The 21315-nt window shown below is 67.5% G+C and carries 18 protein-coding genes; 15 read left to right on the top strand and 3 right to left on the bottom strand.

Annotated features, from left to right (window positions below):
- Positions 1-253 precede the first annotated feature (253 nt).
- Positions 254-727 (top strand): transglycosylase family protein, encoded by a 474-nt coding sequence (locus tag AB0I14_RS18355; protein ID WP_358024283.1) that lies wholly within the window; start codon positions 254-256, stop codon positions 725-727.
- Positions 728-729: 2 nt separating this feature from the next.
- Here AB0I14_RS18355 and AB0I14_RS18350 read toward each other — a convergent pair whose 3' ends face one another.
- Positions 730-1878, bottom strand: coding sequence for an FAD-dependent monooxygenase (locus AB0I14_RS18350; RefSeq protein ID WP_358024280.1), 1149 nt, complete (start codon positions 1876-1878; stop codon positions 730-732).
- A 136-nt stretch (positions 1879-2014) separates the two neighbouring features.
- Here AB0I14_RS18350 and AB0I14_RS18345 point away from each other — a divergent pair, with 136 nt between their 5' ends.
- The 13 genes from AB0I14_RS18345 to proB all read left to right on the top strand — a co-directional run bounded on the left by AB0I14_RS18345 (position 2015) and on the right by proB (position 18454).
- Positions 2015-2626: a hypothetical protein gene (locus tag AB0I14_RS18345; protein WP_358024277.1), complete on the top strand. Its 612-nt coding sequence runs from the start codon at positions 2015-2017 to the stop codon at positions 2624-2626.
- Between the two features lie 64 nt (positions 2627-2690).
- Positions 2691-4658, top strand: a complete 1968-nt coding sequence (locus AB0I14_RS18340) for a S9 family peptidase (protein ID WP_358024274.1) — start codon at positions 2691-2693, stop codon at positions 4656-4658.
- A 10-nt stretch (positions 4659-4668) separates the two neighbouring features.
- Positions 4669-5919, top strand: coding sequence for a trans-acting enoyl reductase family protein (locus AB0I14_RS18335; protein ID WP_358024271.1), 1251 nt, complete (start codon positions 4669-4671; stop codon positions 5917-5919).
- A 116-nt stretch (positions 5920-6035) separates the two neighbouring features.
- Positions 6036-6650, top strand: a complete 615-nt coding sequence (locus tag AB0I14_RS18330) for a DUF937 domain-containing protein (protein ID WP_358024268.1) — start codon at positions 6036-6038, stop codon at positions 6648-6650.
- 99 nt (positions 6651-6749) lie between these two features.
- On the top strand, positions 6750-9401 hold the full coding sequence (locus tag AB0I14_RS18325; RefSeq protein WP_358024265.1) for a valine--tRNA ligase: 2652 nt from the start codon (positions 6750-6752) through the stop codon (positions 9399-9401).
- Positions 9398-10804: a folylpolyglutamate synthase/dihydrofolate synthase family protein gene (locus AB0I14_RS18320; protein WP_358024262.1), complete on the top strand. Its 1407-nt coding sequence runs from the start codon at positions 9398-9400 to the stop codon at positions 10802-10804. Before AB0I14_RS18325 ends, AB0I14_RS18320 begins: the two co-directional genes overlap by 4 nt.
- Positions 10801-11220 (top strand): DUF4233 domain-containing protein, encoded by a 420-nt coding sequence (locus tag AB0I14_RS18315; protein WP_358024258.1) that lies wholly within the window; start codon positions 10801-10803, stop codon positions 11218-11220. The genes AB0I14_RS18320 and AB0I14_RS18315 overlap by 4 nt, the downstream gene beginning before the upstream one ends.
- Positions 11221-11306: 86 nt before the next feature.
- Complete coding sequence (gene ndk / locus AB0I14_RS18310; RefSeq protein ID WP_064930728.1) at positions 11307-11729, top strand: nucleoside-diphosphate kinase; 423 nt, start codon at positions 11307-11309, stop codon at positions 11727-11729.
- 289 nt (positions 11730-12018) lie between these two features.
- A complete protein-coding gene (locus AB0I14_RS18305) occupies positions 12019-15039 on the top strand; it encodes an Rne/Rng family ribonuclease (RefSeq protein ID WP_358024254.1) in 3021 nt (1006 codons plus the stop codon).
- Positions 15040-15205: 166 nt separating this feature from the next.
- The gene (gene rplU, locus AB0I14_RS18300) at positions 15206-15517 is read left to right on the top strand and encodes a 50S ribosomal protein L21 (RefSeq protein WP_135456321.1); all 312 of its coding nucleotides are present in this window, start codon (positions 15206-15208) and stop codon (positions 15515-15517) included.
- Positions 15518-15530: 13 nt separating this feature from the next.
- The gene (rpmA, locus tag AB0I14_RS18295; RefSeq protein ID WP_358024251.1) at positions 15531-15797 is read left to right on the top strand and encodes a 50S ribosomal protein L27; all 267 of its coding nucleotides are present in this window, start codon (positions 15531-15533) and stop codon (positions 15795-15797) included.
- Between the two features lie 90 nt (positions 15798-15887).
- The gene (gene obgE, locus AB0I14_RS18290) at positions 15888-17336 is read left to right on the top strand and encodes a GTPase ObgE (RefSeq protein ID WP_358024249.1); all 1449 of its coding nucleotides are present in this window, start codon (positions 15888-15890) and stop codon (positions 17334-17336) included.
- Positions 17333-18454 (top strand): glutamate 5-kinase, encoded by a 1122-nt coding sequence (gene proB / locus AB0I14_RS18285; RefSeq protein ID WP_358024246.1) that lies wholly within the window; start codon positions 17333-17335, stop codon positions 18452-18454. Before obgE ends, proB begins: the two co-directional genes overlap by 4 nt.
- A 48-nt stretch (positions 18455-18502) precedes the next feature.
- On the opposite strand, the gene AB0I14_RS18280 is transcribed toward proB, so the two are convergent.
- Complete coding sequence (locus AB0I14_RS18280) at positions 18503-19138, bottom strand: TetR/AcrR family transcriptional regulator (protein WP_358024243.1); 636 nt, start codon at positions 19136-19138, stop codon at positions 18503-18505.
- 67 nt (positions 19139-19205) lie between these two features.
- Here AB0I14_RS18280 and AB0I14_RS18275 point away from each other — a divergent pair, with 67 nt between their 5' ends.
- The gene (locus tag AB0I14_RS18275; RefSeq protein ID WP_358024240.1) at positions 19206-20483 is read left to right on the top strand and encodes a cytochrome P450; all 1278 of its coding nucleotides are present in this window, start codon (positions 19206-19208) and stop codon (positions 20481-20483) included.
- Here the strand turns inward: AB0I14_RS18275 and AB0I14_RS18270 are convergent.
- Positions 20455-21294 carry an NAD-dependent protein deacetylase gene (locus tag AB0I14_RS18270; protein ID WP_358024237.1) on the bottom strand — a complete coding sequence of 280 codons (840 nt, stop codon included), beginning with the start codon at positions 21292-21294 and terminating at the stop codon, positions 20455-20457. The genes AB0I14_RS18275 and AB0I14_RS18270 overlap by 29 nt on opposite strands.
- Between the last annotated feature and the right edge of the window lie 21 nt (positions 21295-21315).

Here is a 21315-nt window from a genome sequence, read left to right as displayed (position 1 = left end):
GCGTTTTCACCCTACACCTATACACCTAAAAAATTTTTGATACGGGGGGGGGGGGGGGGGGCCCCCCCCCCCCGCTTCTGTTTCATCAGAAGGCTCTCGGCTTACTCCAGCCCCGACCACCTCCTGAAAAACTTCAGCCTCCCCTGTAACGCGTGACGTTGGTCACACGAACCCATTAGTGACCGCACAGTTGCACGAACGTGATCGGCATCTGCAGCGGTCCTGGTGTCAAAGGTCGGGGAAGGGCCGTGCGATGACCATACGAAGGGCATTTACCAGGGTTTTCTGGATTACCGCAGCGTCGGCGGGCTTCATGCTCACGCCCCTGTTCACGGGCACGGCGACCGCCGGTGCGGACACGGTGAACTGGGATGCGATCGCCGATTGTGAGTCGGGCGGCAACTGGTCGATCGATACCGGCAACGGTCACTACGGCGGTCTTCAGTTCAAACCCACTACCTGGGCATCGCACGGCGGCATCGGATCGCCTGCCTTCGCCTCCCGCGAGGAGCAGATCAGGGTTGCCGAGAACGTCCTGGCCACCCAGGGCATCGAAGCCTGGCCGAAATGCGGCGCCCGCGGTGGAATGCCGGCAGGTTGGGCGGCGCCCACCGCCCCGACCGGCTGCCAGACCGTACGTCCGGGTGCGGTGCTGGGCATCTTCGACCTACGCCGGATCTGCACGACCTTCCTCGACCCGCTGGGGGCGTTCGGCGTCCCGCACTGAGCTCAGCGCACCGGGATGAAGGCCCCGCGCGCAGCGATCGAGGCCAGGTGCCGCGTCAAAACGAACTCGGGCACCAACACGGAGGCCCGCGTGGCCGCGGCGCTGAGTACCTCCGGACGCAGGTTCACCACCCGGCCGATGAACTGTGACTCGCGCACGATCGTCATGGCCCGCTTCCGGCGCAGGGCCGCGAATCGGGCGAACGCAGTCGGCAGATCCGGCTCCCGAACCGCGAGGCCGGCCAGCGTGGCGGCATCCTCCAGCCCCTGGCAGCCGCCCTGGCCCAGATGCGGGCGCATCGGATGGGCGGCGTCCCCGGCGATCACCACCGGCCCCCGGGCCCAGCAGCGGGCGGGGGCCCGGTCATAGAGATCGTTGCGGAGCACCTGATCGGGATCGGTCGTGGCGAGCAGTGTCGGGAGCGGCTCCGCCCACGACGAGAAGTGTCGTCTCAGGTGGGCCAACTCGCCATCGGAGGCTGCGTGCCCGCGTGGTGCGCGCTGGGTGGCGAACCAATACGTGTGTTCGGCGCCCAGCGGGACATGCCCTACCAGCAAGCCGGAGCCGTGCGTTTCGCCTGACAGTTCGGGATCAAGCGGGCAGGCGGCCACCGCGCGCCAGGCGGTGTAGCCGGCGTAGCGGCGGGGCAGCGGCCCGTTCAGGTGGCGGGCCACCACTGAGTCGACACCGTCGGCGCCGACCAATCCCGCCGCCTCGCGAACCGAGCCGTCGGAGAACGTGATCCGTACGCCGGAAGCGTCGGCGTCGATGGCCTGGGCGGTGAGCTCGAAGTGGACGGTCCCCGGAGCCAGCGCTCCGGTGAGGATCTCGGTCAGCGTCGCGCGCCTGATCACCACCAGCGGTTCGCCCAGCGCCCGGGTGAACCGCTGCGCTGCCGGTCGGCGCAGCCAGGAGCCGTCGGGCCGGCGCAGCGCCCCCGCGGTGACCCGGCCACCTGCAGCGCGCACCTGGTCGCCGAGGCCGATCTCGTCGAGGGCGGCCAACGCGTTGGGCCAGAGGCTGATACCCGCGCCGGGCGTCACATCGCGGCGCCCCTCTGCCACGCACACCTCAAACCCCTGCCGCTGCAATGCGACTGCGGTGGCCAGGCCGGTGATGCCCGCACCGACGACGAGGATGGACGTTGCCATCGGTCGAATCTAACCGGGTGAGGCAAGGGTGACTCACCACGGTCGGAGTTGGGATCGGTAGCCTTCCAGCGTTCTCACAGTTTGTGTACAGGTACCCGCGTCGAATATGCCGGGATTGAACGAATGATGAGGTCCGATGAAATTCACCCGCTTCGGCGTCGCACTGGGCGCCGCGGTCTTTGCCGTCTCCGCGTTGAGCGGTTGCTCCAAGGTCACCGAGATCAGGGATGCGGCCGCCGGGGCTGCCGAGAAGGCCGTCGCCTCGGGCACCGAGAAGATCACCGAAGCGGTCTCGGGCAACCTGTTCACCGCCGAGGGCATCGACAACGCCTATGCGGCGATCGCGGGCAAGGTCGGCGCCAACCCGATGCAGGTGGTCGAGGTCAGCATCGCACCGGGCGTGCTGTCCGTTGAGGCCATCGACCCGAACGCTCCGACCGAACTCAACCAGTGGAGCTACACCTCCGGGACGGTCGGGCCGTCGCGCCCGATCGACTACGACGAGGACACCGAGGCGCTGCAGCAGAACCTGTTCGCGGTCACCGACGTGCCCACCTCCGCGATCGTCGCGGCGATCGACGGTGCCGTGGCGGCCAGCGAGATCAAGGACGGCAAGGTCCAAACCGTGAGCATCAAGCGCAACATCCCGTTCGATGCGAACGTGATCATCTTCATCAACGTCCAGGGCGAGCGCAGCAGCAAGCAGGTGCGGGCGGACGTCACCGGACAGGTCACCGAGGTCGTCTGACCGACGCGCATCCCGCGGCCCGTACCGGACTCCGGTGCGGGCCGCGCCATTACGGTGGGGAGCCATGACGGTGTTCCACGATCTCGACGACTATCTCTCGCTGCCCCGGGTGGCAGGTCTCGCGGTGTCGCCTGATGGCTCCCGGCTGGTCACCACGGTCAGCACACTCAACGACAAACGCACCGAATTCCTCAGCGCAATATGGGAATTGGACCTCACCGGAGCCGAACCGGCACGCAGGCTGACCCAGGGAGTCAAGGGGGAGTCCGCGCCGGTGTTCACCGCAGAGGGGGACCTACTGTTCGTCGCGGTGCGCGCCGGTGAGGGCGACGACAAGCCGCCCGCAGCCCTGTGGCGTCTCCCCGCGAGCGGTGGAGAGGCGTTCGAGGTGCTGGCAATGCCCGGTGGTGTCAACGGTGCGGTGAGCGCCCGGGCCGCCGAGGCCACGGTGGTGACCGCTCCTCTGCTGCCGTCATCGGCCGGAGTCGACGACGACAAGACCCGGCGCGAGGCGCGCAAGGACAACAAAGTGTCGGCGATCCTGCACACCGGCTATCCGGTCCGGTACTGGGATCACGATCTCGGCCCCGACCAACCCCATTTGTTCGACGCCGACGGGCCTCGCGATCTGACGGCCGATCCGGGCGCGGCGTTGCGTGAGACCGTATTCGACCTCAGCGCCGACGGCGGGTTCCTGGTGACATCCTGGCGGATCTCCGGTCCGGGCGCGGCGGTCCGACTGGTCCTGGTGCGCATCGACAGGGCCACCGGGGAGCGCACCACGATCGTGGAAGAACCCGCAGTGGACCTGGACCATCCGGCGATCGCACCGGACGGCAGCGCCGTGGCCTTCACCAGGGAAACCCATTCTTCCCCGACCTCACCACCACGGATCACGCTGTGCTGCATGCGGTTCGGTGGCGATCCGGTGGAGTTGACCACCGGGTGGGACCGCTGGCCGTCCTCGGTAGCCTGGTCGGCGGACTCGTCGGCGCTCATCGTGACAGCCGACGACGGGGGCCGCGGGCCGATCTTCGCCGTCGACCCGGCATCCGGTGGCGTCACCCGGTTGACCCACGACGACTTCACCTATACCGACGTGCGCCCCGCGCCCGGCGGGGTGATCTACGCGTTGCGCAGCTCCTATGCCGTGCCGCCGCATCCGGTCCGGATCGATCCGGACGGCACCGTCACCGCGCTGCGGTGCCTCGATGCACCCGAACTGCCCGGCACCGTGACCGAGGTGACCGCGATCGCCGCCGACGGCACGCCGATCCGCTCCTGGCTCACCCTGCCCGAGGGCGACGATCCGGCCCCGCTGGTGTTGTGGATCCACGGCGGACCGTTGGGCAGCTGGAACAGCTGGCACTGGCGGTGGAACCCGTGGCTGCTCACCGCCCAGGGTTATGCGGTGCTGATGCCGGATCCGGGATTGTCCACCGGCTACGGACAGGACTTCATCGCCCGCGGCTGGGGAGCGTGGGGTGCCGACCCGTACACGGACCTGATGGCCGCCACCGATGCCGCGTGCGCACACCCACGCATCGACGCCTCGCGTACGGCCGCGATGGGCGGGTCGTTCGGCGGCTATATGGCCAACTGGATCGCCGGCCACACCGATCGGTTCGCCGCGATCGTCACGCATGCCAGTCTGTGGGCGCTGGATCAGTTCGGACCCACCACCGACGGTGCCTACTGGTGGGCCCGGGAGATGACACCCGAGATGGCCCAGCACAATTCACCGCACCGGTTCGTCGGTGAGATCGCCACTCCGATGCTGGTCATCCACGGCGACAAGGATTACCGCGTACCGATCGGCGAGGCGTTGCGTCTGTGGTACGAGTTGCTCACCTATTCGGGGTTACCTGCCGACGAGCACGGCGAGAGTCCCCACCGGTTCCTGTACTACCCGAGCGAGAACCACTGGGTGCTGGCTCCGCAGCACGCGAAGATCTGGTATCAGGTGGTGACGGCGTTCCTGGGCGACCACCTGCGCGGCGAACCGGTGCAGGTGCCCGAACTGCTCGGGTAGCGTCGGGAGCGTGACACAGCGTGAGTTTGATCTGGTGTTGTACGGCGCCACGGGATTCGCCGGAAAGTTGACCGCGGAGTACCTGGCCAAGGCCGGGGGATCGGCCCGGATCGCCCTGGCCGGCCGGTCGGAGGAGCGGTTGCGGGCGATCCGCGACGGTCTGGGGCCGGGCGCGCAATCGTGGCCGTTGGTGACCGCCGACGCGACGGCCCAGGCCTCCCTCGATGCGATGGCCGCCCGTACCCAGGTCGTGGTGACGACGGTGGGCCCCTATGCGCGCTACGGAATGCCGCTGGTCGCGGCCTGCGCGGCTGCCGGTACCGATTACGCCGATCTCACCGGTGAGACGACATTCATCCGCGACAGCATCGACCTGTATCACAAGCAGGCGGTCGACACCGGCGCGCGGATCGTTCATTCATGCGGATTCGATTCGGTGCCATCCGATCTCACGGTGTACGCGCTGTATCAGCGGGCCCTCGCCGACGGTGCGGGCGAACTCGGCGACACGAACCTGGTGGTGCGCAGCTTCGCCGGCGGCGTGTCGGGCGGCACCGTGGCCTCGATGCTGGAACTGCTCGACACGCTGTCTTCCGATCCCGAGGCAAGAGCGCTGATGAACGATCCATACACGCTCAGCCCCGACCGCGGTGCAGAGCCCGAACTCGGTGCTCAACCCGACGTGCGGTGGCGCCGCGGCGGTGAGATCGCTCCCGAGCTCGCCGGCTACTGGACCGGCGCATTTGCCATGGCGGCGCCCAACACTCGAATTGTGCGGCGCAGCAACGCATTACTGGACTATGCCTACGGACGCCGGTTCGAGTACGCCGAGCAGATGAGCGTCGGTCGTTCACTCGCCGCGCCGGTGGCCGCAGCCGCGGTGACCGGAGCCAACGCCTTCACCCTCGGGGTGGGCGGCCGCTACTTCAACCGCCTGCCCAGCGGCCTGGTGGGGCGACTGGCTCCCAAGCCGGGAACCGGTCCCAGCGAGCGGGCCCGCGAGCGCGGCCACTACCGCGTCGAGACCTACACCACGACAACGTCGGGCGCCCGGTACGTCACAAGCATGGCCCAGCAAGGAGATCCCGGATACAAGTCGACCGCGGTGTTGCTCGGCGAGTGCGGGCTTGCCCTGGCTACCGACCGTGACGCACTGTCGGAACGGCGCGGTGTGCTGACACCGGTGGCCGCGATGGGGGATGTCCTGCTCACCCGGCTACCTGCGGCCGGAGTGTCGCTGGACACCACCAAGCTGGGCTGAGCCGCCGCAACACGAATGGATCGGCCTGCGTCGAACACCTGTGGGGCAAGATCAGATTCGACTAGTGTCGGTGGCGAGGACTTCCAGTACGCCAGCAACGAAGGTGGGATAGAAAAATGGCCGGTCTCGACGATCTTTTCGCACAGATCCCGGTAGCGGATATTGCCAGCAAGCTCGGCGCAGATGAAGGCGAGGTGAACGCCGCCATCAAGACCCTGGTTCCGGCTCTCGTCGGCGGTGTGGCAGAGAACGTGCAAGCCGACAACATCGATTCGAGTGACCTCGAGTCCGCGGTCTCCGCGCAGGGCGCCAGTGGCCTGCTCGACGGTGGAGTCAGTGTCGACCAGGTCGACGCCAACGAGGGCAACCAGATCGTCTCGAAGATCTTCGGTGGCAATGACAGCAACCAGGTCGCATCGGCGTTGGCGGGTACCGGTGCGGGCGGTGGCGATCTGATCAAGAAGCTGCTGCCGATCCTGGCGCCCATCGTGCTGGCCTACATCGGCAAGCAGTTCGCTCAGAAGAACGCCGCGCCGGCCGAAGCGGCTCCGCAGGCCTCCGGCGGCGGGCTCGGGGACATCCTCGGGAGCATCCTGGGCGGCGCAACCGGTGGCGGCGCTGCCGCCAACAACCCGCTGGGCAGCATCCTCGGCAGTGTGCTCGGCGGCGGTGGCGGCCAGGGCAATGCCATCGGTGAGATCCTCGGCGGCCTGCTCGGCGGTAAGAAGTAGCCCCCACACGCACCAGCTCGAGAGCCTCCGACGCCCGGCGAACGCACCGGGCATCGGGGGCTTTCGCGTATTCGGGCACGTCCTTCTTAGAATGGCTCGGTGACCCCCACCCCTGACAACCGTGCCGATGCCCTCCCCAAATCCTGGGATCCGGCTGCGGTAGAAGCCGAGCTGTACCAGGGCTGGGTGGATGCCGGATACTTCACCGCCGATCCGGCCAGCGAAAAGCCGCCGTACTCGATCGTCTTGCCGCCGCCCAACGTGACCGGCAGCCTGCACATGGGCCACGCGCTCGACCACACGCTGATGGACGCGCTCACACGCCGCAAGCGCATGCAGGGCTTCGAGGTGCTCTGGCTGCCCGGCATGGACCATGCCGGCATCGCCACCCAGACCGTGGTGGAAAAGCAGCTCGCCGTCGACGGCAAGACCAAAGAAGACTTCGGTCGCGAGTTGTTCGTCGACAAGGTCTGGGACTGGAAGCGCGAGTCCGGCGGCACCATCGGCGGGCAGATGCGCCGCCTGGGTGACGGCGTGGACTGGAGCCGTGATCGCTTCACCATGGACGAAGGTCTGTCGCGGGCGGTGCGCACCATCTTCAAGCGGCTCTTCGATGCGGGTCTGATCTACCAGGCCGAGCGGTTGGTCAACTGGTCACCGGTGCTGGAGACCGCGATCAGCGACCTCGAGGTCAAATACGAGGACGTCGAAGGCGAGTTGGTCTCGTTCCGGTACGGCTCGATGAACGACGACGAGCCCCACATCATCGTGGCGACCACCCGGGTCGAGACCATGCTCGGTGACACCGCGATCGCCGTGCACCCCGACGACGAGCGTTACCGCGATCTGGTCGGCAAGACCCTGCCGCACCCGTTCGTCGACCACGAGATGATCGTGGTCGCCGATACCCACGTCGACCCCGAATTCGGTACCGGCGCAGTCAAAGTCACCCCCGCACACGACCCCAACGACTTCGAGATCGGGCTGCGCCATCAGCTTCCGATGCCGACCATCATGGATACCAAGGGCCGGATCGCCGACACCGGAACGCAATTCGACGGCATGGACCGGTTCGAGGCTCGGGTCAAGGTGCGCGAAGCGCTGGCCGGGCAGGGCCGGATCGTCGCCGAGAAGCGGCCCTACCTGCACAGCGTCGGGCACTCCGAGCGCAGTGGCGAGTCCATCGAGCCGCGTCTGTCCCTGCAGTGGTGGGTCAAGGTGGACGGCCTGGCCAAGGCGGCCGGTGATGCGGTGCGCAACGGCGACACCGTGATTCACCCGCCGAGCCTGGAGCCGCGCTGGTTCGCCTGGGTCGACAACATGCACGACTGGTGCATTTCCCGGCAGCTGTGGTGGGGCCACCGGATCCCGATCTGGCACGGACCCAACGGCGAGACGGTGTGCGTCGGCCCCGATGAGACCCCGCCGGCCGGCTGGGAGCAGGACCCCGACGTCCTCGACACCTGGTTCTCCTCGGCACTGTGGCCGTTCTCCACCATGGGCTGGCCCGACCACACCCCCGACCTGGCCAAGTTCTATCCGACCTCGGTGCTGGTCACCGGCTACGACATCCTGTTCTTCTGGGTGGCCCGGATGATGATGTTCGGCACCTTCGTCGGCGACGACCCGGCGATCACGTTCGATGGCGCCCGAGGCGCGCAGGTGCCGTTCGAGAACGTCTTCCTGCACGGCCTGATCCGCGACGAGTTCGGCCGCAAGATGAGCAAGTCGCGCGGCAACGGCATCGATCCGCTGGACTGGGTGGAGAAGTTCGGTGCCGACGCACTGCGCTTCACCCTGGCCCGTGGCGCCAGCCCCGGCGGTGACCTGTCCATCGGTGAGGACCACGCCAGGGCCTCCCGTAACTTCGCCACCAAGCTGTTCAACGCCACGCGTTTTGCGCTGATGAACGGCGCGGCTCCGGCTCCGCTGCCCGAGGTCGCCGACCTGACCGACGCCGACCGTTGGATCCTCGGGCGCCTCGAAGAGGTCCGCTCCGAGGTGGATGCGGCGCTCGACAGCTACGAGTTCAGCCGGGCCTGCGAATCGCTGTACCACTTCGCGTGGGACGAGTTCTGCGACTGGTATGTGGAACTGGCCAAGGTGCAATTGGGCGAGGGGGTCTCTCACACCACAGCGGTGCTGGCGGCGGTCCTCGACGCCCTGCTCAAGCTGCTGCATCCGGTCATGCCGTTCGTCACCGAAACGCTGTGGAAGACGCTCACCGATGGCGAGTCGATCGTCATTGCGCAGTGGCCGGAAGCGTCGGGCATAGCGCTTGATCCGGTTGCGGCGCAACACATTACCGACATGCAGAAGCTGATCACCGAGGTGCGCCGCTTCCGTAGCGACCAGGGCCTGGCCGACCGGCAGCGGGTTCCGGCCCGGCTGTCGGCGATCAACGAGGCCGGCCTGACCGAGCAACTGCCCGCGGTCACCGCGCTGGCCTGGCTGACCGATGCCGGTGACGGATTCACCCCGTCGGCCTCGGTCGAGGTGCGGCTGGCGCAGGCCACCGTGCTCGTCGAGGTCGACACCTCGGGCACCGTCGATGTCGCGGCCGAGCGGCGCCGGTTGGAGAAGGATCTGGCCGGCGCGCAGAAGGAACTGGCCACCACGACGGCCAAGCTGGGTAACGAGGCGTTCCTGGCCAAGGCGCCCGAGAACGTCGTCGACAAGATTCGCGGCCGTCAGCAGTTGGCCGGGGAAGAGGTCGAGCGGATCACTGCCCGCCTGGCCGGTCTGAAATGACGGACCCGATCCCCACTCCAGACGAGATCGCCGCGCTGCTGCAGGTCGAGCACCTACTCGATCAGCGCTGGCCCGAGACCAAGCTGGACCCCAGCACGGCACGGATCGCAGCCCTGCTGGAGCTGCTGGGCTCGCCGCAGCGGGCCTACCCGTCGATCCATGTCGCCGGGACCAACGGCAAGACGTCGGTGGCGCGCATCATCGATGCGCTGCTGACCGCACTGCACCGGCGCACGGGACGCACCACCAGCCCGCACCTGCAGTCCGCGGTGGAGCGCATCTCGATCGACGGAAAGCCCATCACGCCAGCGCAATACGTCAACGCCTACACCGAGATCGAACCGTTCGTGGAACTGGTGGACCAGCAGTCCGAGGCCGCCGGTGGTCCGAAGATGAGCAAGTTCGAAGTCCTGACCGCAATGGCGTTCGCGGCTTTCGCCGACGTGCCCATCGACGTCGCTGTCGTCGAGGTCGGGATGGGTGGACGCTGGGACGCCACCAATGTCGTCAACGCCCCCGTCGCGGTGATCACCCCGATCGGCATCGACCACACCGACTATCTGGGTGACACGATCGCCGCGATCGCGGGGGAGAAGGCGGGCATCATCACCCGGCAGCCCGATGACCTGGTGCCGACCGACACGGTGGCGGTCATCGCCAAGCAGGTTCCCGAGGCCATGGAGGTACTGCTGGAAGAGGCGGTGCGCGCCGACGCGGCCGTCGCCCGTGAAGACTCGGAGTTCGCAGTGCTGTCCAGGCAGGTCGCCATCGGCGGACAGGTGCTGGAGCTGCAGGGGCTGAGCGGGACGTACTCCGACATCTTCCTGCCGCTGCACGGTGAACATCAGGCCCACAACGCCGTTCTCGCACTGGCCGCGGTCGAGGCGTTCTTCGGTGCGGGCGCCGACCGCCAACTCGACGTCGAGGCGATCCGGGCGGGCTTTGCGGCGGTGCACAGCCCCGGCCGCATGGAGCGTATGCGGAGTGCGCCAACAGTTTTCATCGATGCGGCACACAATCCGGCCGGAGCGGCGGCATTGGCGCAGACGCTGCAGCAGGAGTTCGACTTCCGCTATCTGGTCGGGGTGGTGTCGGTGATGGGGGACAAGGATGCCGGCGGCATCCTGACCGCGCTGGAGCCGGTGTTCGACCAGATCGTGGTCACCCACAACGGCTCACCGAGGGCGATGGATGTCGAGTCGTTGGCGTCACTGGCCGAGGAGCGTTTCGGGCAGGATCGGGTGATCACCGCCACGACGCTGCCGGATGCCATCGAAACGGCCACCGCTCTGGTCGAGGAGGGCGGCGCAGACGAAGGCCTGTCCGGGGCCGGCATGGTGATCACCGGTTCGGTGGTGACTGCCGGCGTGGCCCGGACCCTGTTCGGACGGGACCCACAATGAACGATCAGACCCCGAGTGATCAGACGCCCGGCGACAAGCCGGCACCGCCCGACCCCTGGAAGAGCTTCCGCGGGGTGATGGCGGGGACGTTGATCCTCGAAGCCATCGTCGTATTGCTGGCCCTGCCGGTGGTCGGTGCCAGTGGCGCAGGGCTGACCTGGACGTCGGGCGGATTCGTCGTCGGCTTGACCGTCGTGTTGATCCTGATGTCGGGGCTGCAGGGCCGACCGTGGGCCATCTGGGCGAACCTTGGCATCCAACTGGTCGTGATCGCCGGGGCGCTCATCCATGGGGCGATCGGCTTCATCGGCGTGATCTTCGCCGTGGTCTGGGTGCTGATCGTGTACCTGCGGGGTGAGGTCAAACGCAGGCAGGATCGTGGCCTGCTGCCCGGTCAGCAACCGCCCAGCGAATAGCCGCGCCGTAGCTGGGTCAATGTGCGGGCTCCGTCGGGGGGCCCGCGATGGCGCGGCGAGGTTACCGACCGGTACGCTCTCTGCTCGTGACTGAGCAGACCCTTGTGTTGATCAAGCCCGACGGCGTGCAGCGCCACCTGGTCGGGGAGATCCTCGGCCGGATCGAGCGCAAGGGTCTGACCCTGGCGGCGCTCGAACTGAAGAACGTCAGCATCGAGCTGGCCAAGCAGCATTACGCGGAGCACGACGGCAAGCCGTTCTTCGACTCGCTGCTGGAGTTCATCACCTCCGGACCCGTCGTCGCCGCGATCGTGGAGGGTCCGCGCGCTATCGCGGCGTTCCGTCAGATCGCCGGTGGCACCGACCCGGTGGAGAAGGCTGTGCCCGGCACCATCCGCGGTGACCTGGCGCTTGTGACCCAGGACAACCTCGTGCACGGATCGGATTCGCCGGAGTCGGCGGCCCGTGAGATCGCCCTGTGGTTCCCCGGCGAAGCCTCCGCTGGATAGACCTTCTCGCAGTCTGGTCTGTACCGCGTCAGTGATGTGGGATACTGGGTGCGGGTAGCCAGCCTCAACCGAGGCTGAACACCCGAATGAAGACTTCGACGAGCGCGACCACCGCAATCCGGTGCGGCGCGGGCCGTCCAGCCATCATTCAGCCAGGCACCGGGTGGGTTCGGTATCGAACCGCCCGGAGCGAGACCACAACAAGCCCGGGGAAAGTGTCCCGGGCCAATAGCGGAAGCCCTCGCGTGGCCGCGTCGTTACGACGCGCCCGGGGGCTTGAGGAGAATTCGTGGCCGAAGATGCCCAGAATGACGACCTATCAACCCAGACTCCGCAGCAGGAGGGACTGCCCGAGCGGCTGAGAGTCCACTCGCTGGCGCGGGTGCTCGGCACCACCAGCCGGCGGGTGCTCGACGCCCTGGCCGAGTTCGATGGGCGTCGGCGCAGTGCGCATTCCACGATCGACAAGGTCGACGCCGAGCGGGTCCGTGACGCACTGGCCCTCGGCGCGGTCGAACCGGCGCCGGTTGAGCAGGCAGAACCGGTCCAGGTCGAGGCCGTCAGCGTCGCCGTGACCGAGTCCGACGCGGCTCCGGTCGAGACCCCAGTTGACGCCCCGACGACCGAAACCCAGCTGGCGGCCGAGGCCGACGCCGTCCTGGTGGCCGATGAGCCCGAGTCGCGGTTGATCCTGGAGACCGCGAACATCCCCATGGTCCGGGAAGCCCACTCCGAGCGGGCCGATTATCTGCCGCTGTTCGTCGCGCCGCAGCCCGTCAGCTTCGTGCCGGTGCGCGTCCAAGAAGTCGATGACGACGAGGACGACGACGAGGACGAGGACGACGACGGCGATGCCGGCAGCGATGCCGACTCCGACACCGACGACGACCAGGCGGATCGCCCCGCCGCGCGTCGACGCCGTCGGGGCCGTCGGGGCCGCGGTCGTGGCCGCGGCGAGCAGAGCGATGAGAACGGGCCTGATGGCGGCCCGGATTCCGACCTCGACAACCCCGATGATCAGGGCGAGCCCGGCGACCAGGATTCCGACGACGACTCCGATGAGTCGGACGACAGCAACGACGAGGACACTGCGGGCGGCGACGGAAACACCCGTCGTCGTCGGCGTCGTCGTCGGCGCAAGTCCGGCTCCGGTGACAACGACGACGCGAGCTCGCCCGATGACCCGCCCAACACCGTGGTGCACGAGCGTGCGCCCCGGCCCGAGCGGTCGGGCAAGAGCAGCGATGACTCGGAGATCCAGGGGATCAGCGGATCGACCCGCCTGGAGGCCAAGCGTCAGCGCCGCCGCGATGGCCGCGACGCCGGCCGCCGTCGGCCCCCGATCCTGAGCGAGGCCGAGTTCCTGGCCCGCCGCGAGGCCGTCGAACGCACCATGATCGTGCGCGACAAGGTCCGCACCGAGCCGCCACATGAAGGTGCCCGCTACACGCAGATTGCCGTGCTGGAAGACGGCGTCGTCGTCGAGCATTTTGTTACCTCGGCGGCATCCGCCAGTCTGGTCGGCAACATCTACCTCGGCATCGTGCAGAACGTGCTGCCCTCGATGGAGGCCGCTTTCGTCGACATCGGCCGCGGTCGCAACGGTGTGCTCTACGCCGGTGAGGTGAACTGGGAGGCTGCCGGCCTCGGCGGGTCGAACCGCAAGATCGAGCAGGCCCTCAAGCCGGGCGACTATGTCGTCGTCCAGGTCAGCAAGGATCCGGTGGGACACAAGGGCGCCCGGCTCACCACACAGGTGTCGCTGGCCGGCCGCTACCTGGTCTACGTGCCGGGCGCGTCGTCGACCGGCATCAGCCGCAAGCTGCCCGATACCGAACGCCAGCGGCTCAAGGAGATCCTCAAAGAGGTCGTTCCTGCCGATGCCGGCGTGATCATCCGCACCGCGTCGGAGGGCGTCAAAGAAGAGGACATCCGATCCGATGTCGAGCGGTTGCAGCAGCGTTGGACCGAGATCGAGGCCAAGTCCGCCGAGGTCACCGCGAAGAAGGCCGGCGCGGCCGTCGCTCTCTACGAAGAGCCCGATGTTCTGGTCAAGGTCATCCGTGACCTGTTCAACGAGGACTTCTCCGGCCTGATCGTCTCCGGCGACGAGGCCTGGGGCACGATCAACTCCTACGTCAACACCGTTGCGCCCGACCTCATGGGCCGGCTCACGAAGTACGAACCCGCCGGTGGTGCGGATGCTCCCGACGTGTTCGCCGTGCACCGCATCGACGAGCAGCTGGCGAAGGCGTTGGACCGCAAGGTGTGGCTGCCCTCGGGTGGAACCCTGGTCATCGACCGCACCGAGGCGATGACCGTCGTCGACGTCAACACCGGCAAGTTCACCGGGGCCGGCGGCAATCTGGAGCAGACCGTCACCCGCAACAACCTGGAAGCGGCCGAGGAGATCGTGCGGCAACTGCGGTTGCGCGACATCGGCGGCATCGTGGTCATCGACTTCATCGACATGGTCCTCGAATCGAACCGGGATCTGGTGCTGCGCAGGCTGACCGAGGCACTGGGCCGGGACCGCACCAGGCATCAGGTGTCCGAGGTGACCTCACTGGGCCTCGTGCAGCTGACCCGAAAGCGGTTGGGTACCGGTCTGATCGAGGCGTTCTCGACCACGTGCACGCACTGCGCCGGCCGCGGCATCGTGCTGCACGGTGACCCGGTCGACACGGCCTCATCGTCGAACGCCGGCCGCAAGACCGAATCCAGCGGTGGCGGTGGCCGCCGCAGTAAACGGGGCAAGCGGGGCAATGCCCGTCCTGAGCCCGAAGAGGTCCCGGTCGTCGTCAAGGTGCCCGACCATCCGGCCGGCGAACACCCGATGTTCAAGGCCATGGCTGCGGCCAATGGTCGCCCCGAAGACGACGAAGGTCATGAGGGCCACGAGGACTTCGACGAGCACGCCGCCGCCGAGACTGACGACGGCGAGGGTGACGAGCAAGTGACGCCCGAGCACGCGGACGTGACCGACGAATCTACCGACGGCGAGTTCGACGCCCAGGACGCGGACGAGGCCGAGGAATCGGACGAGGACGAAGTCGAGATCGACCTCGACGATGAAGACCTCGATGACGACGACGAGGACCTCGACGACGACTCGGACGACGAGGATGACTCGGACGACGAGGACGAGGACGACTCGGATGATGAGGACGACGAGTTCGAGGACTCCGATGAGCCCGAGGAGGACGTCTACCAGGCGCCGGAGCCCGTGGTAGTGGAGGTGCCACCGAGCCGCGGCCGCACTCGTCGACGTGCCGCAGCCAGGCCCGCGGGGCCGCCCACCCCCGAATAGAGGGCGGTTTGACCCTCTACCCGCTGGTCAAGTACCCTTGACCAGTTGTCTCCAGTGCCTGGCAGTAGTCGCAGGCCGGTGACGGCGGGGCATCCCGCCACCCAAGACCCGCGCACGCACCGACCGGTAGCGCGCGCCCGCAGAGAGCAGCAGAGCAGAGGACACGATGGCGACATACGCAATCGTCAAGACCGGCGGCAAGCAGTACAAGGTTGCCGTCGGTGACGTGGTGAAGGTTGAGAAGCTCGAGACCGAGCCCGGCGCGTCGGTATCACTGCCCGTCGCCCTGGTGGTCGACGGCGCCAAGGTCACCAGCAAGGCCGATGACCTGGCCAAGGTCGCCGTGACCGGCGAGGTGCTGGAGCACACCAAGGGTCCCAAGATCCGCATCCACAAGTTCAAGAACAAGACCGGCTATCACAAGCGGCAGGGGCACCGTCAGCAGTTGACCGTGCTCAAGGTCACCGGAATCAAGTAGGAGGCGCTCAGACATGGCACACAAGAAGGGCGCTTCCAGCTCTCGTAACGGCCGCGAATCCGCAGCACAGCGCCTCGGCGTCAAGCGGTTCGGTGGTCAGGTCGTCAAGGCCGGCGAGATCCTCGTCCGCCAGCGTGGCACCCACTTCCACCCCGGCGTGAACGTCGGTCGTGGCGGCGATGACACCCTGTTCGCGCTGAGCCCCGGCTCCGTGGAGTTCGGCTCCAAGCGTGGCCGCAAGCACGTGAACATTGTTCCCGTGCCGCGCCCGGAGGCCTGAGACTCCGAGGATTCTCCGCGAATGTGAAGCTGCTGCGAGTTCTCGATAGCACTTTCGCGATAGCTTCACATTCGACGGAGAGGATGTCTGATGCCCCGGTTTGTCGACCGCGTCGTCATCCATGCGAGCGCAGGCAACGGCGGCCACGGCTGCGCGTCTGTGCATCGCGAGAAATTCAAACCCCTCGGCGGTCCTGACGGCGGCAATGGTGGTCGCGGCGGCAGCATTGTGCTTGTCGTGGATCCACAGGTGCACACCCTGCTGGACTTCCACTTCCATCCCCATGTCGTCGCGCCCTCGGGTAAGCAGGGTGCGGGCAGCAATCGTGACGGCGCTGCCGGCGACGATCTGATCGTCCGAGTGCCGGACGGCACCGTGGTGCTCGATGAGAACGGCCGCATGCTGGCCGACCTGGTCGGGGCCGGTACCCGCTTCGAGGCTGCGGCGGGTGGTCGCGGTGGCCTCGGTAATGCCGCACTTGCTTCCCGGGCCCGCAAGGCACCCGGCTTCGCCCTGCTCGGTGAGAAGGGGCAGACCCGTGATCTCACGCTCGAGCTCAAGACCGTCGCCGATGTCGGCCTGATCGGCTTCCCCTCGGCGGGCAAATCATCTCTGGTGTCGACCATTTCGGCGGCCAAGCCCAAGATCGCCGACTATCCGTTCACCACGCTGGTGCCCAACCTGGGTGTGGTGTCGGCCGGCGAGAACACCTTCACCGTCGCCGACGTCCCCGGTCTGATCCCCGGCGCGTCCGAGGGCCGCGGCCTGGGCCTGGAATTCCTGCGGCACCTTGAGCGCTGCGCGGTGCTCGTGCACGTCGTCGATTGCGCCACCATGGAACCCGGGCGTGACCCGATCTCCGACATCGAGGCGTTGGAGGCCGAACTCGCGGCATACACCCCGACGCTGCAAGGTGATTCGACCCTGGGTGACCTGGCGTCGCGGCCACGTGCGGTGGTGCTCAACAAGATCGATGTTCCCGACGCCCGCGAGTTGGCCGACTTCGTCCGTGAAGAGGTGCAGTCCCAGTTCGGCTGGCCGGTATACGAGATCTCCACAGTAAGCCGTGATGGTTTGCGGCCGTTGATCTTTGCGCTGTGGGAGATGGTGAAGGCCTATCGCGATGCGCAGCCTGAGGTGGTGCCCAGGCGTCCGGTGATCCGGCCGATCGCGGTCGACGAGAGCGGCTTCACCGTGGAGACCGACGGTTACGGCGGGTTCATCGTGCGTGGTACCCGTCCCGAGCGCTGGATTGCCCAGACCAACTTCGACAACGACGAGGCCGTCGGGTACCTCGGTGACCGGTTGGCGCGGTTGGGCGTCGAGGACGCGTTGTGGAAGAAGGGCGCCAAGCCCGGTTGCGCCGTGACCATCGGCGATATGACCTTCGACTGGGAGCCCCAGACCCCTGCCGGTGTGGACATGCCGCTCACCGGGCGTGGTACCGACATCCGGCTCGAACAGACCGACCGGATCGGTGCCTCTGATCGTAAGGCGGCGCGGCGCGAACGGCGCCAGCCCGGGAGTGACGACGAGTGACGAGTGCAGGCTCGGCGCCCTCGGTACATCGGGACGCGGTTCGGACCGCACGCAGTGTCGTCGTCAAGATCGGCACCACTGCGCTGACCACTCCGTCCGGGGTGTTCGACGCCGGCCGGCTCGCGGTCCTGGTCGAGGCCATCGAAGGCCGGATGCGTGCCGGCTCTGATCTGGTGATCGTGTCCTCGGGTGCCATCGCTGCCGGAATCGAGCCGCTCGGGCTGTCCAAACGCCCCACCGATCTGGCCACCAAGCAGGCGGCAGCCAGCGTCGGGCAGGTAGCCCTGGTCAACGCCTGGAGTTCGGCCTTCGCCGTCTACAACCGCACGGTGGGGCAGGTACTGCTGACCGCCCAAGACATTGCGATGCGGGTGCAGCACAACAACGCTCAGCGCACCCTGGACCGGTTGCGTGCCCTGCACGCGGTCGCGATCGTCAACGAGAACGACACGGTGGCCACCAATGAGATCAGGTTCGGTGACAACGACCGGCTTTCGGCGCTGGTGGCCCAGCTGGTAGGTGCCGACGCGCTGATCCTGCTGTCCGATATCGACGGTCTGTATGACTCCGATCCCCGAAAAGGTAACGCGCGCTTCATTCCTGAGGTCGGCGCGCAGGGGGATCTCGACGGGGTGGTGGCCGGCGGCGGCAGCCACCTGGGCACCGGCGGCATGTCCTCCAAGCTGTCCTCGGCACTGTTGGCCGCCGATGCCGGGGTGCCCGTGCTGTTGGCCGCCGCGGCGGATGCCGGTGCGGCACTCAGCGATGCCTCGGTCGGCACCGTGTTCGCACCGCGTTCCGAGCGGATGTCGGCGCGGCGGTTCTGGGTTCGCCACGCCGCGGAGTCGCACGGGGCGCTGACCCTCGACGACGGTGCCGTACGCGCGGTCGTCAAGCAGCGGCGCTCGCTGCTGCCTGCCGGGATCACCGAGGTCACGGGGCACTTCCACGGCGGCGATGTGGTGGACCTGAAGGCGCTCGACGGGGAGATCGTTGCACGTGGCGTGGTGGCCTATGAGGCCTCGGAGCTGGCTGCGATCATCGGCCGCTCGACGCCCGATCTGCCGGCCGAACTGCGTCGGCCCGCGGTGCACGCCGACGATCTGGTCGCCACCTAGCGATTTGGGTGCATCCACCGGCGCCCACCGCCGCTAGATGCGCCGAAATCACCGGGGTGGGGACTCCAGATACAGGGCACCCCAGATGATTTCGGTGAGCGTGTCGGCCAGCTCGGCGTCGTAGGTGCTCGGATGTGACGGCAGATTCTGATGGCAGGTCCGCTCGACCATCCAGGTCAAGGTGCTGGCGGTGGCCGCCGCGGGGAGTTGACGCCTGATCGACCCGTCGGCCTGGCCGTCCTCGATCACCCTCGTGAGCCGGCCGGCGATCCCGGTCAGCAGCTCGCGGTAGGTCTGCCCGACGAGTGGGTCATAGCCCGACATCTCATTGAGTGCGATCAGCACCGGTTGGTGCCGCCGATAGCTGGCGATGATGCCCGCCATGGCGGCGTGGACGTCGGCGGGGTCGCGCCGGCCGGCGACGCCCCACCACTGCTGGGCGGCCTGGGTGAGATCACCGAACACCTGGGTGGCTAGCCGGCGCAGCAGATGGCCCTTGTCCTCGAAGTAGATGTAGAACCTGGCCCGCGAGATCCCGGCCTCGGTGGCCAGCTTGTCCACGCTGAGTTCGGTGAAGCTGGTGCCGTCAGCCATCAGCCGGTCGGTGGCGTCGAGCAGTTGCCGTTCGATCCGCTCGCGGCGTTCCTCCCGCTTGGCCTGCGGTTTTCGCGTTACCGATGGCATGAGGTCCAGCGTATCGGTTTACGTCACACCTTGACTAGACATAGTGTCTAGACTTATCGTCACTAGTATGACTGTGTCGCCCATCACATCGGCCCCTTCTTCCCGCGTACGCCCTTACGACCCGATCGACTTGTCGTCGCGGGTGTTCTGGGCCACCACGGCCGCCGACCGCGAGGTCACCTTCGCCGAGCTGCGTGCCTCCCGCCCGGTCAGCTGGCACCCACCGGTCGAGGACGCCCTCATGCACGATCCCGACGATCGCGGGTTCTGGGCGGTCACCCGGCATGCCGACATCGTGACGGTCAGCCGCGACAGCGAGACATTCCTGTCGGGCAAAGGAGTGCTGTTCGAATCCGTTCCGGAAGAGCTGCTGGAGGCCTCGCAGTCGTTCCTGGCGATGGACGCGCCCCGGCACACTCTGATCCGCAAACTGGTCCACGCGGCATTCACGCCCCGCCAGGTGGCCCGTATCGAAACCTCGATCAAGGAGAACGCGCGCCAGATCGTCGCCGAGCTGAAAGAGGTCGGCAGTGGGGTGGACTTCGTCGACCAGTGCGCCAAGGAACTGCCCATCCGCACGCTGTCGGACATGGTCGGGATCCCCGAGTCCGAACGCCAGCGGGTGGCGCATGCCGCCGATGCGCTGGTGTCCTGGGCCGACCCGGTCTATCTGGCCGGACGTAACCCGCTGGAGGTGCTGCTGCAGAATCAGATGTACCTGCATCAGGTGGCGAATGCGCTTGCCGCGGAACGCAGGGAGCACCCCGGCAACGATCTGATCAGCGCGCTGGTGCACGCCGAGGTCGACGGGGATCGCCTGACCGATGCCGAGGTCGCGGCGTTCTTCGTGCTACTCGCGGTGGCGGGTAACGACACCACCCGCCAGACCACCAGCCACGCGCTCAAGGCGCTCACCGACCACCCCGACCAACGGGCCTGGCTGATGGCGGATTTCGACGATCGCATCGGTGGAGCCGTGGAAGAGTTCGTACGGTGGGCCACCCCGGTGATGACCTTCCGCCGCACCGCGGCTGTCGACGTCGAACTCGGTGGGCAGCAGATCGTGGCGGGGGAGAAGGTGGTGATGTTCTATTCCTCGGGCAACCGGGATGGCGAGGTGTTCGACCGGCCCGAGGTTTTCGACTTGAGCCGAAAGCCCAACCCGCACCTCGGGTTCGGTGGCGGCGGGCGTCACTTCTGCCTGGGCGCGCATGTCGCCCGGACGCAGTTGCGGGCAATCTTCGGTGAGTTGCTGCACCAGCTGCCCGACATCGCCGCGGGCGAGCCGGCCTATCTGGCGGGCAACTTCGTGCACGCTATCCGGTCGATGCCGTGCACGTTCTGAGCTCACCGGCCAACAGGGCCAGCATCTCCGAACAGCCCGCTTCAACCTTGACGGTGGCCAGGTCGTCGCCGCGGGTGGGCCCGCGGTTGATGATTCCCACCGGGATGTCGTGCGCGGCCGCGTGCCGGACGAATCGATAGCCGGAATACACGGTCAGCGAGGACCCGGCGACCAACAGTGCTTCGGCTTCGTCGATCATCGAATACGCCTGATCGACACGGGGTTTGGGAACGCTCTCGCCGAAGTAGACGATGTCGGGTTTGAGCATGCCCGCACAGACCGGGCAGTCCACGATGATGAACGAGTCCGTCTCGCTGACCACGGCGTCGGCGTCGGGTGCCACCGCGATACCACCGACCGACTCGGCGCGTTCGAGGAAGCCGGGATTGGCCGCCTCCAGTGCGGCGGCCAGCTCGTCCCGGGCCATCGTCGCGCCACAATCCAGGCAGATCACCTGTGCGTAGGTGCCGTGCAGGTTGACCACCGATCGGCTCCCGGCCTTGCTGTGCAGGAGGTCCACGTTCTGGGTGACCAGTCCGGTGACCACCCCGCTGGACTCCAGCGCGGCCAGGGCGCGGTGCCCGGCGTTGGGCAGGGTGTCGTCCATGTGGCGCCAGCCGACATGATTGCGGGCCCAGTACCGCTGGCGGAACACCGGATCGGCGGTGAACTGCCGGATCGTCATCGGATTGCTCGGCGGGGAGTCGGGGCCGCGGTAATCGGGGATGCCTGAATCGGTCGACATCCCGGCGCCGGTCAGCACCGCGACGCGGCGTCCCTGCAGCAGGGCGACGAGTTCGGGGGCATCCACGCCCGCCAGGATAGGCCGCCG

This window comes from Mycobacterium sp. NPDC050441 (assembly GCF_040655355.1).
Lineage (GTDB): Bacteria > Actinomycetota > Actinomycetes > Mycobacteriales > Mycobacteriaceae > Mycobacterium.
The sequence above is the reverse complement of the archived record's forward strand: the minus strand, read 5'-3'. Positions and strand labels throughout refer to the sequence as shown.

Bases quoted from the DNA above. Each gene is read 5' to 3' on its own strand.
- AB0I14_RS18355 (WP_358024283.1), top strand. From the start codon at position 254: ATGACCATACGAAGGGCATTTACCAGGGTTTTCTGGATTACCGCAGCG.
- AB0I14_RS18350 (WP_358024280.1), bottom strand. From the start codon at position 1,878: ATGGCAACGTCCATCCTCGTCGTCGGTGCGGGCATCACCGGCCTGGCC.
- AB0I14_RS18345 (WP_358024277.1), top strand. From the start codon at position 2,015: ATGAAATTCACCCGCTTCGGCGTCGCACTGGGCGCCGCGGTCTTTGCC.
- AB0I14_RS18340 (WP_358024274.1), top strand. From the start codon at position 2,691: ATGACGGTGTTCCACGATCTCGACGACTATCTCTCGCTGCCCCGGGTG.
- AB0I14_RS18330 (WP_358024268.1), top strand. From the start codon at position 6,036: ATGGCCGGTCTCGACGATCTTTTCGCACAGATCCCGGTAGCGGATATT.
- AB0I14_RS18320 (WP_358024262.1), top strand. From the start codon at position 9,398: ATGACGGACCCGATCCCCACTCCAGACGAGATCGCCGCGCTGCTGCAG.
- AB0I14_RS18315 (WP_358024258.1), top strand. From the start codon at position 10,801: ATGAACGATCAGACCCCGAGTGATCAGACGCCCGGCGACAAGCCGGCA.
- rplU (WP_135456321.1), top strand. From the start codon at position 15,206: ATGGCGACATACGCAATCGTCAAGACCGGCGGCAAGCAGTACAAGGTT.
- rpmA (WP_358024251.1), top strand. From the start codon at position 15,531: ATGGCACACAAGAAGGGCGCTTCCAGCTCTCGTAACGGCCGCGAATCC.
- obgE (WP_358024249.1), top strand. From the start codon at position 15,888: ATGCCCCGGTTTGTCGACCGCGTCGTCATCCATGCGAGCGCAGGCAAC.
- AB0I14_RS18280 (WP_358024243.1), bottom strand. From the start codon at position 19,138: ATGCCATCGGTAACGCGAAAACCGCAGGCCAAGCGGGAGGAACGCCGC.
- AB0I14_RS18275 (WP_358024240.1), top strand. From the start codon at position 19,206: ATGACTGTGTCGCCCATCACATCGGCCCCTTCTTCCCGCGTACGCCCT.